Below are 17,494 nucleotides of genomic sequence, written 5' to 3' on the forward strand. Positions count from 1 at the left end.
CGATAACCGGGAGTCCTGCTCGGCACTCCCGATCTCCTTTTCTATATTCCCGCCGTGTTGCCTCGTGGCGTGAGGGGGAGGCGAGGGATCAGGCCGAGGCAAACAGACGGCCGATGGCCTTGCCCAGCGCATCGCTGCGCTCGGGGTCGCGCAGTCTGGCCAGCATATCATTGCGCAGGGCCGGTAAAGTGACCAACTCGGCAAAAACCTGATTGAAGAACTGGGTCGGTTGTAGCGCCAGCTGTTCCAGATAGTGGCTGAGCAGATTGGCATCTTTCAGATCGGGCCAGAGCCGGCCGGCGATGGCGAGCAGCAGCGCCGGGCTTGGCTGGGTTTGCAGCAGGGTCAGCAGCTTGTTGGTGCGCAGCGTGCTGCCGGGGCAGGAGGCCATGGCGCGGCAGAGGTAGGCCAGGGTCTCAGGGTTGGGGGCGGCGCACTCCTGCTCCTTGCCGATCCGCTCAAGCAGGGCACCTTGTACTGCTGGCGGCAGCGGGGCGTTTTCAAGGCTCTGGCAGAGGGCATAGAGCGGCTCTTGCGGCAGTTTGGGCAGCGCCTTGCAGATCAGCGCCAGATTGCGCTCATCATGCAGGCGCTCGGCCAGATCGGCAAAGCCCTGCAGCCCCAGCGTTTGCCAACCGGTATCGTTGGGGGCGGCCAGATAGTGGCAGAGGGCATCGTAATAGGCAGAAGGGGCCTGCTCCAGTTGTCGCGCCAGCTTGGCATGCAGACTGGCCATCTTGGCCTCCGCCGGGCGGAAGGTGTAGGGATTGTCGGCCAAGCGCTGGGCTTTTTCCTCGTCCAGATCGCCGGTGAGCTTGTAGCCCAGGGTCTCCACCACCTGATCCATGAACAGCTTGGGGCCGTTTGACATCAGCAGGCCGCGCTCATCGAGGGCAAACTTGAGGAACCAGAGGTAGTGGCGAGACTCGCTCGGTTGGAAGAAGTGCACACCCAGCCAGGCGTGCTGTTGCAGCGGCCAGGGATAGGGCTCCTGCTGCTGTTCGATGCGGACAAAGGTGTCGCTTGCCAGTGGCCGCACCTGGCGGCCCATGTCAAACAGCTGGAACTGGGTGCCAGCCTGAGTCAGAAATTCGGTCAAGGTATTGATGGCAGTAGGCGTCGCAGACATGGTGAGATCCGGCTAATGGTGATGCGGGCCGATTATAAGGCCCTTGCCGAGGATAGCCAGTGGCAGCAGACGTGCGCTGCGGCAGATATCAACATGGCAGCCATGCGGGGGGAGGTGTATAGTATCGCCCTTTTTTAAAGGCAGCAGGCCGCGCTGGCTGCCGTGTATGTCGATGACCCGGCTGAACCGCCGGTGCTGCGCGATTGAATGTATCGGCATCCTGGCTGACCCTGTCGGGTCGGCGGATCAATTTGTGGTTATGAGGAAGAGAGCGAGATGAATCAATATTTGCTGGTAGCTGGCCTGTTGGGGGAACTCACCGCCGAGTTGCAGCGCCTTGAGCGCTGGCAAGCTGACCATCCCGGTGACGAAGCCCTGGCAAGCACCCTGCCTTTTTGTGTCGATACCCTGAGCTTTGATCAGTGGCTGCAGTTCGTGCTGATCCCGCGCATGGAGCAGCTGGTGATGTTGCAGGCGCCGTTGCCCACCTGCGTCTCCCTCTATCCCATGGCCAGCGAAGTCTACAAAGAGGATCTGGCCGAGGCAGAAGCGCTGCTGCGCCTGATCGCCCGCTTCGATCTGCTGCTTTCCGGCAAAGTGATCGAACAATGATGCCTGCGCAAACTCGAGAAGAGAGTGACCTGAAGCTGACTCTGCTCTATCAGGATGAGTGGCTGGTGGCGGTCAACAAGCCGTCCGGTCTGCTGGTGCATCGCAGTTGGCTCGACAAGGGCGAGACCCGTTTTGCCATGCAGATGACCCGGGATCTCATCGGCGGTCGCCATGTCTATCCGGTGCATCGCCTCGATCGGCCCACCTCCGGGGTGCTGCTGTTTGCGCTCGATCCGGTGATTGCCCGCACGCTGACCGAAGCCTTTACCCAGCGTCAGGTGCACAAGGAGTATCTGGCATTGGTGCGTGGTTGGGCACCCGAGCAGGGGGTGATCGACTATCCCCTCAAGGAGCAGCTGGACAAGATTGCCGATGCCATGAGCAACCCGGATCGCCCGGCGCAAGATGCCGTCACTACCTTCCGGCGCTTGCATCAGGTCGAGCTGCCCCACGCGGTCTCCAAAAAGCACCCCACCAGTCGCTACAGTCTGGTCAGATTGTTCCCGAAGACCGGCCGCAAGCATCAGCTGCGCCGTCATATGGATCACCTGTTCCACCCCATCGTCGGGGATACCACCCATGGGGATGGTCGTCACAACCGTTTCTTTCGCGAGCACTTCGGTTGCGAGCGGCTGCTGCTGGTGGCCCGCACCCTGAGCTTTACCCATCCGGTGCTCAAGGTACCGATGCGGATCCAGGCGCCGCTCGGTCAGGATGTGCTGCGCCTGTTTGCCGAGCTGGGCTGGCCCGCCAGCGAGAGCGACTACTAAGCGCCGATCCTCAGCCCTGAACCGGTGGCATCTGACGCCAGCTTGCTGATAGAGTTGCTAAAAGAGTGACTCAAGCAGGGAGAGGAGAATGGCGCAGATCGATATCGTGGTAGGAACTGTCTACGGCGCAGCCATGCTGGTGGCCGAGACCTTGGCAGATGAGCTGGAACGCAAGGGGCATCACTGTTCTCTGCACGAAGAAGCACGGCTGGCGGACATAGACCCCGGCCGTTTTTTATTGCTGGTCAGTGCCACTACAGGACAGGGGGACATTCCTCCCAATCTGCAGCCCTTTGCCAGCGAGCTGGCTGACAAGGCGCCCTGGCTCAAGGGGCTGCGGTATGCCTTGATTGCCATGGGGGACAGCAGCTATGACCATTTTTGTGGTGCGGGCCGTCGGCTGGACGGATTGCTGCAAGAGCTGGGCGCCACGCGAGTGATTCCCCCGCTGGAGCTGGATGCCACCGTGCACGATGAACCCGAACAGGTGGCACTCAGCTGGCTGAAAAAGTGGGATATTCAGCCCTGAATATTCTCTGAAAAAGAGCCATATCAATCCCCTGATCCTTAACCGGCAGGGGATTGTTATTTGTGAACTGTCATTTCTCATATGTTCCCATAAATTATCTCTGTTGTTGTTTTATTTTTTCTCTTTTGAGTCCTCTTTCGTGTGGAAATATGTACATAGTTCTTTCTAAATAGTTCAATCGCTGAAAGCGATTTCAATCATGTTTTTAAAGAATTGTGGAGCTAATGAGACATTTCTTGATGGCTTATATTTTTGTTGGTATCGCTTTCAAGTGGTTTTTTATTGCTTTAAGTATGCTATTTTTGGTTTTATTTCTGCTTGCTTGTTGTTTTTGAGGGTTTTTTTTGTGCTTTTTGTTGTGGTTTGGCAATGGGTGTTCATTTTGTGAGTGTTGTCATATCACCCAGCTGGCATGCTCCATATAATCGCATCTGCTTGTCACTTGGATATATCTACTGGCTAAGCCTTGATTATTAGGACATCACTCATCCTCAGCGGGAAAAGGAAAATGACAATGAATGCAAAATGGCTTCCGATAGCTGCCGCAGTAAGTATGGCGCTCTCTTCCGGTGTTGTTGTTGCTGCTGACGCAGATAATGGTTGGGAAGTACATGGTTATGGTCGTCTGGGTGGTCAATGGAATGGCGATGGCGCCAGCAAAATGAACACCTTGGGGAAACAGGACTACCGTACTGTGACCTCTATGGATGAAAATGCCAACCAGGTCGAGTTGTCTGTAAAAAAGAAATTTGAAGGCAAAAATGGTGTAAAGGGTGAGTTTGTCACACGTGCCGAATATGGTAACCAGAATGCAGGTGACACTGGCTATTTTGTTTCCTCTGAAGGCTCACTGCAGACAAAGCGTGATGATGCCCAATTTGAAATGAAAGAAGCCTATGTGGAGCTGGCTGGTTTTGATTTCCTTGATAAAGATACCAAGATTTGGGCCGGTCAACGTTATTTGAACCGTGAACAAGGGATCTTGACCAAAGAGTTCTGGAAGCAATCTTCCGGTGTCGGTGCTGGTTTCCAGAATGGTGGTTTTGGTATGGCCGTGGTATCAGCTGATGATGCAGGCCAAGTGCGTAATAGCCATGACTTCGGCAAAACCGGTGAAAATCGCACCGCTACGTCACTGAATATTTACTATTATGGTCTGCAAGCTCTTGGTGGCACTTTCGACTTCGATTTGAAGGGGATGAAGCAGTCCAATACCGATGCCGATGCCGCATCAAACAGAGATCCGGTGACCGGAAAATATATCATCAATGCAGATACCGGTGTTGGTGCCTCTATTGCCTATAACCGTGATTATTATGGTTTTAAAGGTTGGTCCAAAACGGCTATCGCTTATGGCGAAGGTATGGCCTCCAATCGTGGGGTTAACTTCGGCTCCTGGAACGGTAGCTTTGGTAAAGACTCCAAGGCGCTGTTTTTGACCTCTTACGGGGTGGCTGACGTGACTCCCCGCCTGCAAATCGGCACTGAGGTCACTTACTGGGCACCGCAACATGTCGGTTGGGATGGTGACTTAGACGTATCTCGTTTTGTTGCGGCAGTGCAACCATCTTATAAAATCAATGATAATTTGCGTGCTATCTTTACCGGCTCTTATTCTGTAGAGAAAAATGAGAAGGCCACCGGTGGTGCTGCCAATTGGTTTGGTTCTGACGTAGACAATAGCGATACTACTGCTAAGTATTACGCTCTGGAAGCCGCTGTAGCCTTTACCGTTGATGCTGACTACTGGGGTCGCCCGCAAATCAAGCCTTTCGTATCTTGGGTGAGCGCAGATGATGAACAATTTGCTGGTAACATTGGCATTGATAATAACAAGAAGAGCCAAGTGTTCTATGGTGTTGAAGCTGAAGTGTGGTTCTAAGCTGATTCTCAGCTAACAGTAAAAGAAGCGGCGCATGTTCATGCGTCGCTTCTTGATTTAAAGGAATAGCTATTATGAGACGTAACACGAAAGTGGCAGTGATCGTGGCTGGAGTTCTGCTGTTGGGTGGATGTGCCAGTCATAGCTCACAGTCAATTCCGGATTCTGGATTCGCTACCTTGATGGCGTCTCCCGCATGTTGCACGGATTTTGCTCAGATGCCCCTTGATGCATTGCCAGATGATGACAGCACTCTGGAAGTAGTCTTGGATTCTTCTTCGCCTGTATTTGACTTCAATGATGGCAAGTCTTACTTCAAAGCCTTTCAGCTGCCCAAGCAGCGTAGCCAAATAGATATCACGCTTAAGTCTTATTTCACTGATAGCATCATGTTGCCAAGTGTGCTTTTTTTAGACAAAAATCTGAGGGTTATAAAAGAAGTCAATGCTGAGCAATTCCAGCTCGTTTATGGCAGCATCGGTCGTCGCATTTCCCTGGATAGCCATATTACCTTAGACCAAGCGTCATCTGGCCAGCAGGCTGAGTTTATGATTATCAAGGCGGACCCCAAAAGTCGTCAGGGTGAGACTAAGGTAATGTCTGCGGCAAGAAAATGGGCAAAGGAGACTGGCTTGGCTGAGCCGGTAGAAGCTGATCCTGTGTTCTCACACAGCATGTCTGGTAATTTAGCTCTGTCGGTGCGTTCATCTGGCCAGCTCTTGAGTTCAGGGCAGGTAATGTCATTAGGTGCAGTGCAAAACCAGTCCATCACTCCCTCACCTCAGCCTACCGTAGGCAATAGCAAAAGTGCCATCGTGTTACCAGCATCAACTTCAGCACCTGCCATGCTGAGTGAAACAGAAGCTTTCTACCAGAGCCAGATCGAAAAAGCGGTCAAGGCGGGGGATATCGACAAGGCGATGAAGCTGGTGAACGAGGCCGAGCGGGCTGGTTCAACCAAAGCAAAAAGCGTGTTTATTGATGCGGTCAAGCGCTCGCAAAAATAGAGTAATACGACCGTTTGCTGGTCAGATATATTTGTTGAGGCCTCCCTTGTTGGAGGCCTTTTTAATCGGTAGACTGTAATAAATAAAAATCACGCCGTTACATTGGGTTACATTGGGTTACCATTTGATGTAAATGGTATTATTAAAATACAAAGTGAAACTGCTATTTATATGTCTTTGTAATAAAGTGATAATGCGGATTATTAACTTATATTAGAGGCGTTTTTTAGCCGCTAAACAAGTTGTGATCTTCCCTCCAAATTCAATATTCCCCCGCCTTCGAAAGCAGCAATTTATGACCCGCTGGGTTATATTCTGATGGTCAAAATAAACAAGCCCGACTCGAAGATATCTGAATGAATCAGTGCTTATTTCATCCAGATAGATCGTTCAGGGACGACAATCCATTCAGGAGCGCACACAATGTTCAAAAATGCTTTCTCTAATCTGCAAAAGGTTGGTAAGGCGCTGATGCTGCCAGTATCAGTCTTGCCAGTCGCAGGTATTCTGCTGGGGGTGGGTGCTGCCCACTTCAGCTGGATGCCGGAAATTGTCTCCCAATTGATGGAGCAAGCCGGTGGTTCTGTATTTGGCCAGATGGCCCTGCTGTTCGCAGTGGGTGTTGCTCTGGGCTTTACCAATAACGACGGTGTATCCGGTCTGTCAGCCATCGTTGGCTATGGCATCATGGTTGCAACCCTGAAGGTCATGGCACCTGTGATGGGTGTTGAAACCATCGAAACCGGCGTGCTGGGTGGCATCCTGGCCGGTGGTATCGCTGCCTGGGCCTTCAACCGTTTCTACAAGATCCAGCTGCCAGAGTACTTGGGCTTCTTCGCGGGCAAACGTGCCGTACCCATCATCACCGGTTTCCTCTCCATCGGTCTGGGTGTGATCCTGTCTGTGATTTGGCCGCCAGTGGGTGGCGCCATCGGTGCCTTCTCTGACTGGGCTGCCAACCAGAACCCGGTACTGGCCTTCGGTATCTACGGCGTGGTTGAGCGCTCCCTGATCCCGTTCGGTCTGCACCACATCTGGAACGTACCGTTCTTCTATCAGGCTGGTACCTGCGTCAACGGTGCCGGTGAAACTGTTCACGGTATCATGACCTGCTTCCTGACTGCTGATGACGCTTCCCGCGCTGCCGGTAACGGCTTCGGTCAGCTGGCTGGTGGCTACCTGTTCAAAATGTTCGGTCTGCCTGCTGCTGCGTTCGCCATTGCTCACGCTGCCAAGCCGGAAAACCGCGCCAAGATCGTTGGTATCATGGCCTCTGCAGCCCTGACCTCTTTCCTGACCGGTATCACCGAGCCGATTGAATTCTCCTTCCTGTTCATCGCTCCGGTTCTGTACGCAATCCACGCAGTACTGGCTGGTCTGGCTTATGTGCTGACCAACTCTCTGGGTATCGTACACGGTCACACCTTCTCCAACGGCTTCATCGACTTCGTGGTGCAATCACCGCGTGCCGACAACATGCTGCTGCTGGTTGGTCTGGGTCTGGTTTACGCGGCCATCTACTACGTGGTATTCAGCTTCGTTATCCGTGCCATGAACCTGAAAACCCCGGGTCGTGAAGACGAGACTGCTGAAGAGGCCGTTGGCCAAGGCAAAGACGAGATGTCTGCTGCTTTGGTTGCCGCCTTCGGTGGTAAAGAGAACATCGCTTCTCTGGATGCCTGCATCACCCGTCTGCGTGTTGGCGTGAAAGATGTTGCCAAGGTTGACCAGGCTGGTCTGAAGAAGCTGGGTGCTGCCGGTGTGGTAGTGGCTGGTTCCGGCGTTCAAGCCATCTTCGGTACCAAGTCCGACAACCTGAAAACCGACATGGACATCTGGATGAAGAGCAACTAATCCTGTTGCCTGAATATCAGCGTGTTTGAAGAGGGAGGCGAAAGCCTCCCTCTTGCTATTTATGGTTATGGAGCGTGCGAGTCACAGCAGGTCGAACTCGGCAGGAGTCTCGTTACCCAAGATGCGATGTGTAACGGGATGCCCTATGTCGGCACAACCGCTGGTGTGCCTCGCTCGACTTATCGCATGTCATCACCTGATAAACCTACATAAAGTCAGCCAATAAAAAGAGCGCCACATCGGGCGCTCTTTAAGCAAGAGGGGGAGGGTTAGAGTTTCTCCAGATCCCGTTCGATTTCGCTGATCTTGTTCTGCACCACTTTTTCCAGATGGCGCAGGTCGCGCAGGATCTTCTGCTTGATGTCCGGGTCGGCTTGCTGATGGACGCCCTGGGTCAGGTTGTCCAGCTCATCCACCACATATTTGAGGTTGGCATTGATCTCGGTGACATCCTTGTACTCATGGGTACCGGAGTCGACCAGCATGGTCTTGCGCTGGCGGGGATACTTGAATTTGACACTCTTGGCGAAGAACTCGCCTTTCTGCTTCTTGAAGTAGATCTTGAGGATGTCGTGGTTGGCCTCCTGGCGCAGGGTGTAGCTGTCTACGGAGGCGGGATCCTGGATCCCCAGGCTCTTCAGATTCTCGTACATCAGGCTTCCTCGGTTTGAAACGATCCTGTCCCATCCATCTTAACCGATGCCTCATGGCTTGCCTGTGACAGGGGCGCCAAAATCAAAAGGGCGCCATCAGGCGCCCATTTAATCACGGCAATGCTGATTACTCGTCGATGGAGCGCAGCAGAGCGTTGATGCCGACTTTGGCGCGAGTCTTGGCATCAACCTTCTTGACGATCACCGCCGCGTAGAGGCTGTACTTGCCGCATTTGGAGGGCAGGGAGCCGGAGACGACCACGGAGCCAGCCGGTACGCGGCCGTAGTGGATCTCGCCGGTTTCACGGTCATAGATGCGGGTGGACTGGCCGATGAAGACGCCCATGGAGATGACGGAACCTTCCTCGACGATGACCCCTTCAACCACTTCGGAGCGGGCACCGATAAAGCAGTTGTCTTCGATGATGGTCGGGTTGGCCTGCAGTGGCTCCAGTACGCCGCCGATGCCGACGCCGCCGGAGAGGTGGACGTTCTTACCGATCTGGGCGCAAGAGCCGACAGTAGCCCAGGTATCGACCATGGTACCTTCGTCAACGAAGGCGCCGATGTTGACATAGGAGGGCATCAGCACGGTATTGGGGGCGATAAAAGAGCCTTTGCGGGCCGTTGCCGGCGGCACCACGCGCACACCCGCTTCCTTGAACTGCTCGGCGGTGTAGTTGGAGAACTTGAGGGGAACCTTGTCGTAGTACTGGGCATCGTCGCCCTTGATGATGCCGTTGTCGTTGATGCGGAAGTAGAGCAGTACCGCTTTCTTCAACCACTGATGGACAACCCACTCACCGGCGATCTTCTCGGCAACCCGTGCCTTGCCAGAGTCCAGCAGGTCGATGGCTTGCAGGATGGCTGACTTGGTGGCGCTATCCACGGAGCCCGGAGTAATGGTGTCGCGGCGTTCGAAGGCCGCTTCAATGATCTGTTGCAACTCGGTCATGACAGGTTTCCTTTAAAAAATTCTGTTTGTTGTATCACACTTTTCCGACTGTTTTTAAGGGGTTGACCGGAATTCTTCCGGCCAGCGGCCATTTCTTCATCCGGTGTGCGCCAACCAGTTGTTTGGCATGGCAAAAAACGCCCGACAACCAGTCTCTTTCGAATCACTCTTCGCTTAATCCAGTACCGACTGCTGGGGGTTGAGTTGGTGTACCAGTCGCTCTTCCAGCTGTTTTTGCTGTTCGGCGGTCAAGGGCTCGCCATCGAGGCTGGTCAGGCTGAAAAAGTCCTCGACCCTCTCACCGAAAGTGGCGATTTTGGCGGCGTGCAGCGACAGCCCGCACTGCTGGAAAACGGCACCGATCCGCGCCAGCAGGCCGGGAGTATCGAGGGCCGTCAGCTCCATCAGGGTGTGACGGCTCTCCCCTTTATGGGGCAGGAAGACCACCCGGGTCGGCACGCTGAACTGGCGGTGGCGCCGTGACAGCGGCTTGTTGCGCAGCACCAGCTTGCCCGGCTCCTGCAGCGCCTTCTCCAGCGCTTTCTTGATGGTGGCGGTGCGGTTGGGGCTGATGGGTTCGCCGCTTGGCTCCAGCACCACGAAGGTATCGAGCACATAGTTGCTGCGCGAGTTCATGATCTGGGCATCGTGGATGTTGAGGTTCTTCTGATCCAGCGCCGAGGCCACGGTGGCAAACAGATTCGGCGTGTCGCGGCAGTAGATAAATACCTCGCTGCCGCCGCGGGTCGGGTGTTTGCCGATGATCACCAGCGGTGCCGGGTTGTCGCCATGCTCGATGATGTGGCGGCAGTGCCAGGCGATCTGTTCCGGGCTGTGGCGCAGGAAGTAATCGGCCTTGAAGTCGGCCCAGAGCTGATTGATTGCCTCTTCCGATACATCCCGTTGTGCAAGCAGTTGCTTGGCCTGACGCTGGTTTTCGCGAATGCGCAGCCGCATGTCGGGCGGGTTCTCCAGCCCCTGGCGAAGCGCCTTCTGGGTCGCGAAGTATAGCTCCCGCAGCAGGGTGCCCTTCCAGTCGTTCCACAGGGTATCGTTGGTGGCGCAGATATCGGCCACGGTAAGGCAGTAGAGCAGGTCTAGATGCTGCTCGTCGCGCACCTTCTGGGCAAAATCGGTGACCACGTCGGGGTCATAGATATCGCGGCGCTGGGCGGTGACCGACATCAGCAGATGGTGGCGTACCAACCAGGCGACCAGTCGGCTCTCGTAGCGATCCAGACCGTGCAGCTGGCAGAACTCCAGCGCATCGACGGCGCCGAGCTCCGAGTGATCGCCACGCCGCCCCTTGGCGATGTCGTGGAACAGGGCAGCGATGCTGAGCAGTTCCGGTTTGCGCAGCCGGGTGAAGACCTCGTGGCAGAGCGGGTGGCTTTGGCGACTGGCCGGATTGGGGAACTGGTGAATGTTCTTGAGCAGCCGGTGGGTGTGCTCATCCACCGTGTAGGCGTGGAACATGTCGAACTGCATCTGGCCGACGATGAGGTTCCATTGCGGCAGATAGGCGGCGAGGATGCCGTATTTGTGCATCAGGGTGAGCGGCAGGCCGATGCCGTTGGGGTGGCGCAGCAGCGCCATAAACAGGCGACGGCAGTCGGGCAGATCCTGCAACCAGCAGTTCAGTTTACGGCGTGCCTCGCGCAGTTGGCGCAGGGTGGCCGAGTGGATGCCTGCAATCTCGGGATGCTGGACCATCTGATAGAAGAGGCGCAGAATAGCGGCCGGTTCACGGCTAAACAGCTCCGCATCCACCGCATCGATGAGGCGGCCACGAAGCTGGAACTCGTCGGAGAGGCGGCGCACATCCATGGCGGTGTTGCCGAGGATCGCCTCGTCAAACAGCTGCAGCAGCATCTCGTTGAGTTCGGAGACCCGACGCACCGTCTGATAGAAGCGCTTCATCATCTGCTCGACCGGGGTGTTGCCTTCCCCTTCGAACCCCAGCATCTGGGCCACGGTACGCTGGCGATCGAACAGCAGGCGGTTATCTCCCTTGTTGATGGCCATGTGCAGGGCAAAGCGTACCTTCCAGAGAAAATTCTGGCAGTCGAGTAGTTCGCGATACTCGGCGCGATTGAGAAAGCCGTGGCTGGTCATCTCGAACAAGGTGGTGGCGCCAAAGTGGCGGCGGGCGACCCAGGCGAGGGTCTGAATATCGCGCAGGCCGCCCGGATTGCTCTTGAGATCCGGCTCCAGCTTGTAGGCGGTGCCGAGAAACTGCTGGTGACGTTCAGCCTGCTCCTGGCGCTTGGCGCGAAAGAAGGCTTCGCTCGGCCAGAAGTGCTGGGGGCCGGTGGCCTCTTTCAGTTGTCGGAAACCTTCCTGGCGACCTGTGATGTAGCGGGCCTCAATGAGGTTGGTGGCGACCGTAATATCGGCGCGCCCCTGCTCGAGGCACTCCGCCACGTTGCGCACCGCCTGACCCACCTCAAGCTTGAGATCCCACAGCAAGGTGATGAACTCGCCGATGCGCAGTCCCAACACCTCGTCCAGTTCATCGCCATCATAGAGGATCAGCAGGTCGATATCGGAGTGGGGGTGCAGCTCGCCGCGGCCATAGCCCCCCACCGCGATCAGGGTCAGATCGCTCTTGTCAAAGCCGAACTTCTGCCACAACCGGCAGAGCAACTGATCCATGTACTCGGAGCGGGTGGCGACCAGCTCGATGATGTTGTCGCCGGCATCAAAACGGGCGTGCAGCCAGCCGAGAAAGCGGCTCAGGTACTCTTTGCAGTTGTCGCGAGTGAGCTGGTCATCGGGTAACAAATGGGGGGAAAGCAGGCTGGCGTCCATGGCATCTCACACAGTGGCAGGCAAACGGCTGAAACAGAAGTAAAAACCCCGGCGCTTTGGAAGTTCAGGGCCGGGGTTCGATGTTAGCTGTGTTTGATGAAGCGGTCGATAGTGTCATCGGGGCGCAGGGTAAGCACCTCGCAGCCATCCTCGGTCACCAGCAGGGTGTGCTCCCACTGGGCGGAGTCGCCGCCATCCTTGGTGGTCACGGTCCAGCCATCCTTCGGATTGACCTTGCAGTGATACTTCTTGCTGTTGACCATCGGCTCGATGGTGAAGCACATGCCCGCTTTCAGCTCCAGCTTGCCACTGTTGCGGTAGTGGAGGATCTGCGGCTCTTCGTGGAACTCGGCACCGATACCGTGACCGCAGTAGTCACGCACCACGGAGAAACCGGCCTTCTCGACGATGGGCTGGATCACTGCGCCAATCTCGGTGATGCAGGCACCCGGACGCACCTTCTTGATGGCGGCGTAGAGGCTCTCTTGCGCAACTTTGCAGAGCTGGCGGCGCAGCGGGGTGGTTTCACCCACGATGAACATGGCCGAGGTATCGCCGTGGTAACCATCCTTGATAACGGTGATATCCAGGTTGATGATGTCGCCATCGCGCAGCTTCTTGTGATTCGGGATACCGTGGCAGATCACATCGTTCACCGAGGTGCAGATGGATTTGGGGAAACCGTGGTAGTTGAGCGGAGCTGGAACCGCCTGTTGTACGTCGACAATATAGTCGTGGCAGAGGGTGTTCAGTTCGTCAGTGGTGACGCCAGCTTTGACATGGGGCGCAATCATGACCAGCACATCGGCGGCCAATTGGCCGGCAACGCGCATCTTTTCAATCTCTTCCGGTGTCTTGATTTTAATGGACATGGGATCTCTCTTGCGGCCTGCCGCTGGGCCTGCGAGGGCAGACAGGACAGGTAATGAAAAATAGATGCGTTTGCAATCAGGGCAAAATTTTATCCGCAACCCCCGCGTACTTCCAGTGTGATTGTCATCACAACGTCAAATCGGCATCGCAGCATCCTCTGGCGGGATCCATATTTACACCTGTTTAGGGTGTCGGCCGGTGGTGTCCTGGACAAAGTTATGATATAAAGCGCGCCGGAATGGGGAACTTGCGTCCCGATTTCATCACCCTTACTTAAACAACACACACACATCGACACATATGCCGGGGTGCCTTAACGGGTCGGTTATATGGGATGTGTGGAGGCCTAACCCCAATACAGAGGTATAAAATGGCTAAAGTTTCTATGCGCGACATGCTGCAAGCCGGCGTTCACTTCGGTCACCAGACTCGTTACTGGAACCCGAAAATGAAATCCTACATCTTCGGTGCCCGCAGCAAAGTTCACATCATCAACCTGGAAAAAACCGTTCCGATGTTTGACGATGCCATGAACTTCATCAGCTCCGTAGCTGCCAAGAAAGGCAAGGTACTGTTCGTTGGTACCAAGCGTGCCGCGTCTGAAGCCGTAAAAGAAGCCGCTGAGCGTTGCGACCAGTTCTATGTAAACCACCGCTGGCTGGGCGGTATGCTGACCAACTGGAAAACCGTTCGTCAGTCTATCAAGCGCCTGAAAGATCTGGAAACCCAGAGCCAAGACGGTACCTTCGACAAGCTGACCAAGAAAGAGGCGCTGATGCGTACTCGCGAAATGGAAAAGCTGGAGAAGAGCCTGGGTGGTATCAAGAACATGGGCGGCCTGCCTGACGTTCTGTTCGTTGTCGATGCCGACCACGAGCATATCGCTATCAAAGAAGCCAATAACCTGGGTATCCCGGTAGTTTCCATCGTTGATACCAACTCCAACCCGGACGGCGTTGACTATGTCATCCCGGGTAACGACGACGCTATCCGTGCCGTACAGCTGTACCTGAATGCTGCTGCTGACACCGTACTGGAAGCTCGCGCTCAGGACATCGTTGTTCAAGCTGAACAAGATGGCTTCGTTGAAGCTGAGTAATTGATAAGGACTGTAAAGCCCTTATTAACCAAGCTGATGTAATTGGTTAGCAGGGGCCCTTGTGGCCCCTGTTTCTTGTCAATTCAAGACCGAGGATACTGGACATGGCTAACGTTACTGCCGCCCTGGTAAAAGAACTGCGCGAGCGCACTGCCGCTGGCATGATGGATTGCAAAAAAGCACTGGAAGAAGCTGCTGGCGATATCGAGCTGGCAATTGAGAACATGCGCAAATCCGGTCAGGCCAAAGCCGCCAAGAAAGCTGGCCGTATCGCCGCTGAAGGCGTTATCTTTGCTCGCACCGAAGGCAACGTTGCCGTCATGATCGAGCTGAACAGCGAAACCGACTTCGTCGCCAAAGATGCCAGCTTCATGGCAATGGGCCAGAAGATCGCTGACATCGCTGCGACCCAGAAAATTGCTGACGTTGACGCGCTGAAAGCCGCTGACTTCGGTAACGGCGAATCCGTCGAGCTGACCATCACCAACCTGATCGCCAAGATCGGTGAGAACATGAACCTGCGTCGCGTGATGCTGGTTGAAGGTGACAACCTGGGTACCTACGTTCACGGTTCCCGCATTGGTGTTATCACCAAGCTGACCGGTGGTTCTGCCGAGCTGGCCAAAGATCTGGCCATGCACGTTGCTGCCAACAGCCCGCAATTCGTCAAGCCTGAAGACGTGTCTGCTGAAGTCGTTGCCAAAGAGCGCGAAATCCAGATCGACATCGCCATCAACTCCGGCAAGCCGAAAGAGATCGCTGAGAAGATGGTTGAAGGCCGCATGAAGAAGTTCACCGGTGAGGTTTCCCTGACTGGTCAACCGTTCGTGAAAGATCCTTCCATGACCGTTGCCGAGCTGCTGAAGAAAGAAGGCGCTGACGTTGTCTCCTTCACCCGTTTCGAAGTGGGCGAAGGCATCGAGAAGCAAGAGACCGATTTCGCTGCTGAAGTTGCAGCCCAAATCGCGGCCGCTCAAAAGGCCTAATCGAACCGGTTTTTCCGTTTCCCCAGACCGCGACTTATGTCGCGGTCTTTATATGACCAGGAATCAGTGACATGAGTACCAATCCCAAACCTGCATACAGACGTGTTCTTCTGAAGTTGAGTGGTGAAGCCCTGCAAGGATCCGAGGGTTTCGGCATTGATCCGGCGGTGCTGGAGCGGATGGCCCAAGAGATCAAAGAACTGGTTGAGTTGGGTGTTCAGGTCGGTCTGGTCATCGGTGGCGGCAACCTGTTCCGTGGTGCCGGTCTTGCCAAAGCGGGCATGAACCGCGTGGTGGGCGACCACATGGGTATGCTGGCAACCGTGATGAACGGTCTGGCCATGCGTGATGCCCTGCATCGTGCTTATGTGAATGCCCGTCTGATGTCTGCCATCTCTCTGCAAGGCGTCTGCGACTCCTACAGCTGGGCCGAGGCAATCAGCCAGCTGCGTGCTGGCAAAGTCGTTATCTTCTCTGCCGGTACCGGCAACCCCTTCTTCACTACCGATTCTGCGGCTTGCCTGCGCGGGATCGAGATCGAAGCTGACGTGGTACTCAAAGCCACCAAGGTTGATGGTGTATACAACGAAGATCCGGTCAAGAATCCGGATGCCGTGCTGTATCATGAACTGAGTTATGATGAAGTTCTTGAAAAAGAGCTCAAGGTGATGGATCTTGCTGCCTTTACCCTGGCACGTGACCATGATCTGCCGATCCGCGTGTTCAACATGAACAAACCGGGTGCCCTGCGCCGGGTTGTCATGGGTGAACCGGAAGGCACTCTGATCCACCACGTTGGTAAATAAGATAAAAGTGAGCCACCTGGCGCTCTTATCCTATCCATCACGTCAGTAAATAAGATAGACACGGGCCGTGTAGCGGCTCGTTCGCCAAAAGGAAAACCACTGTGATCAACGAGATTAAAAACGACGCCAAGGACCGTATGGGCAAGAGCGTAGAAGCGCTCAAGACTCAAATGTCCAAGATCCGTACCGGCCGCGCTCACCCGAGCCTGCTCGACGGCATCCAGGTTGAGTATTACGGTGCTGCCACTCCGCTGAAACAGTTGGCCAACGTCGTGGCAGAAGATGCTCGCACCCTCTCCATCTCCATCTTTGACCGCTCCATGATCCAGGCGGTAGAGAAGGCGATCCTGACCTCCGATCTGGGCCTGAACCCGTCCAGCAATGGTCAGACCCTGCGCGTGCCGCTGCCGCCGCTGACCGAAGAGCGTCGTCGTGACCTGACCAAGATCGTCCGTGCCGAAGCGGAAAACGCTCGTGTTGCCGTGCGCAACATCCGTCGTGACGCCAACGCTGATCTGAAAGCGCTGCTGAAGGACAAAGAGATCTCCGAAGACGATGACCGTCGCGCCCAGGAAGAGATCCAGAAACTGACCGACTCCTACATCAAGCTGGTCGATGAGGCCCTTGCCGTAAAGGAGAAGGAGCTAATGGAAATCTAACCGTCTGAAAGGTATATTACGAGCGCCGTGTAGTGCCCCTGCACGGCGCTTTTGTCTTTGTGGGAGAATTACATGTCGCTTTTGGCTGCGTTGGGTGATTGTGCCAACTCGTCTTTACCCCGTCACGTCGCCATCATCATGGATGGTAACGGTCGCTGGGCCCAGAACCGAGGCAAGATGCGGGTTTATGGCCACAAGGCGGGCGTCAAGTCAGTGCGCGAGGCCGTTACCTTTGCTGCGCGTGCCAAGATCGAGGCATTGACCCTGTTTGCATTCTCCAGCGAGAACTGGCGCCGCCCGGAAGGGGAGGTCAGTGCCTTGATGGAACTGTTCATCACAGTGCTGGGTCGTGAGGTGCAGAAACTGCACAACAACGGGATCCGGCTCAAGGTGATTGGCGATACTGCTCGCTTTAGTGAGCGGTTGCAGGCCAAAATCGCCAAGGCGGAGGCCTTGACCGCCAATAACAAGGGGTTGACCCTGAACATTGCGGCCAACTATGGCGGCCAGTGGGATATCGCCCAGGCGGCCCGCAAGCTGGCCAAAGCAGTGGCGGCCGGTGAACTGGCCGCTGACGACATTGATGAATCCATGTTGACCCGCGAGGTTTGCATGGCCGATCTGCCACCTGTGGACCTGTTGATCCGCACTGGTGGCGATCATCGCATCAGCAACTTTGTGTTATGGCAGCTCGCCTATGCCGAGCTCTATTTTACCCCGGTATTGTGGCCCGATTTCAACGAGGCCGAGTTCAGTGAGGCTGTCGCCTCTTTCGTTGCCCGCGAGCGTCGCTTCGGTTGCACGGGTGAACAGATACGGGAATTGATCGCCGAGCAGCAGACCGGCTAAACCCCGCTCCCAAGAGAGAG

At 55.4% G+C, this 17,494-nt stretch carries 16 protein-coding genes; 11 read left to right on the forward strand and 5 right to left on the reverse strand.

Translation table 11 applies throughout. From position 1 onward, the window contains the following. Nucleotides 1-88 precede the first annotated feature (88 nt). Nucleotides 89-1,129 carry a DUF3549 family protein gene (locus AB5Y76_RS12990; RefSeq protein ID WP_040067970.1) on the reverse strand — a complete coding sequence of 347 codons (1,041 nt, stop codon included), beginning with the start codon at nt 1,127-1,129 and terminating at the stop codon, nt 89-91. Nucleotides 1,130-1,405: 276 nt separating this feature from the next. On the opposite strand from AB5Y76_RS12990, the gene AB5Y76_RS12995 reads away from it, so the two are divergent. From AB5Y76_RS12995 to ptsG, 6 genes are all read left to right on the forward strand, one after another. Beyond that, a complete protein-coding gene (locus AB5Y76_RS12995; protein WP_263717459.1) occupies nt 1,406-1,741 on the forward strand; it encodes a YqcC family protein in 336 nt (111 codons plus the stop codon). Further along, entirely contained in the window at nt 1,738-2,511 is a 774-nt protein-coding gene (gene truC / locus AB5Y76_RS13000) for a tRNA pseudouridine(65) synthase TruC (RefSeq protein WP_263717460.1), read from the forward strand. Before AB5Y76_RS12995 ends, truC begins: the two co-directional genes overlap by 4 nt. An 88-nt stretch (nt 2,512-2,599) precedes the next feature. Further along, nucleotides 2,600-3,040 carry a flavodoxin gene (locus tag AB5Y76_RS13005; protein ID WP_042055099.1) on the forward strand — a complete coding sequence of 147 codons (441 nt, stop codon included), beginning with the start codon at nt 2,600-2,602 and terminating at the stop codon, nt 3,038-3,040. Nucleotides 3,041-3,554: 514 nt separating this feature from the next. After that, complete coding sequence (locus AB5Y76_RS13010) at nt 3,555-4,922, forward strand: carbohydrate porin (RefSeq protein ID WP_263717461.1); 1,368 nt, start codon at nt 3,555-3,557, stop codon at nt 4,920-4,922. 74 nt (nt 4,923-4,996) lie between these two features. Then, the gene (locus AB5Y76_RS13015) at nt 4,997-5,929 is read left to right on the forward strand and encodes a MalM family protein (protein WP_263717462.1); all 933 of its coding nucleotides are present in this window, start codon (nt 4,997-4,999) and stop codon (nt 5,927-5,929) included. A 423-nt stretch (nt 5,930-6,352) separates the two neighbouring features. Continuing rightward, nucleotides 6,353-7,783 (forward strand): PTS glucose transporter subunit IIBC, encoded by a 1,431-nt coding sequence (gene ptsG, locus AB5Y76_RS13020; RefSeq protein ID WP_005338586.1) that lies wholly within the window; start codon nt 6,353-6,355, stop codon nt 7,781-7,783. 269 nt (nt 7,784-8,052) lie between these two features. On the opposite strand, the gene AB5Y76_RS13025 is transcribed toward ptsG, so the two are convergent. The 4 genes from AB5Y76_RS13025 to map form a co-directional block, all read right to left on the reverse strand. Next, nucleotides 8,053-8,436, reverse strand: a complete 384-nt coding sequence (locus AB5Y76_RS13025; protein ID WP_005338583.1) for a DUF3461 family protein — start codon at nt 8,434-8,436, stop codon at nt 8,053-8,055. A gap of 127 nt (nt 8,437-8,563) precedes the next feature. After that, nucleotides 8,564-9,391, reverse strand: coding sequence for a 2,3,4,5-tetrahydropyridine-2,6-dicarboxylate N-succinyltransferase (gene dapD, locus AB5Y76_RS13030; RefSeq protein WP_005338581.1), 828 nt, complete (start codon nt 9,389-9,391; stop codon nt 8,564-8,566). A 174-nt stretch (nt 9,392-9,565) separates the two neighbouring features. Further along, complete coding sequence (gene glnD / locus AB5Y76_RS13035) at nt 9,566-12,202, reverse strand: bifunctional uridylyltransferase/uridylyl-removing protein GlnD (RefSeq protein ID WP_263717463.1); 2,637 nt, start codon at nt 12,200-12,202, stop codon at nt 9,566-9,568. An 83-nt stretch (nt 12,203-12,285) separates the two neighbouring features. Further along, a complete protein-coding gene (gene map, locus AB5Y76_RS13040; RefSeq protein WP_005338579.1) occupies nt 12,286-13,074 on the reverse strand; it encodes a type I methionyl aminopeptidase in 789 nt (262 codons plus the stop codon). A 371-nt stretch (nt 13,075-13,445) separates the two neighbouring features. Here map and rpsB point away from each other — a divergent pair, with 371 nt between their 5' ends. From rpsB to uppS, 5 genes are all read left to right on the forward strand, one after another. Beyond that, a complete protein-coding gene (gene rpsB / locus AB5Y76_RS13045; RefSeq protein ID WP_005303470.1) occupies nt 13,446-14,174 on the forward strand; it encodes a 30S ribosomal protein S2 in 729 nt (242 codons plus the stop codon). 104 nt (nt 14,175-14,278) lie between these two features. Then, complete coding sequence (gene tsf / locus AB5Y76_RS13050; protein WP_005338578.1) at nt 14,279-15,160, forward strand: translation elongation factor Ts; 882 nt, start codon at nt 14,279-14,281, stop codon at nt 15,158-15,160. A gap of 71 nt (nt 15,161-15,231) precedes the next feature. Next, nucleotides 15,232-15,966 carry a UMP kinase gene (gene pyrH / locus AB5Y76_RS13055; protein ID WP_005338577.1) on the forward strand — a complete coding sequence of 245 codons (735 nt, stop codon included), beginning with the start codon at nt 15,232-15,234 and terminating at the stop codon, nt 15,964-15,966. Nucleotides 15,967-16,067: 101 nt separating this feature from the next. Continuing rightward, entirely contained in the window at nt 16,068-16,625 is a 558-nt protein-coding gene (gene frr, locus AB5Y76_RS13060; protein ID WP_005338576.1) for a ribosome recycling factor, read from the forward strand. 72 nt (nt 16,626-16,697) lie between these two features. After that, nucleotides 16,698-17,474, forward strand: a complete 777-nt coding sequence (uppS, locus tag AB5Y76_RS13065) for a polyprenyl diphosphate synthase (RefSeq protein ID WP_005338574.1) — start codon at nt 16,698-16,700, stop codon at nt 17,472-17,474. The last annotated feature ends 20 nt before the right edge of the window (nt 17,475-17,494 follow it).

It is taken from the genome of Aeromonas sp. R1-2 (genome assembly GCF_040908505.1).
Taxonomy (GTDB): Bacteria; Pseudomonadota; Gammaproteobacteria; order Enterobacterales; family Aeromonadaceae; genus Aeromonas; species Aeromonas veronii.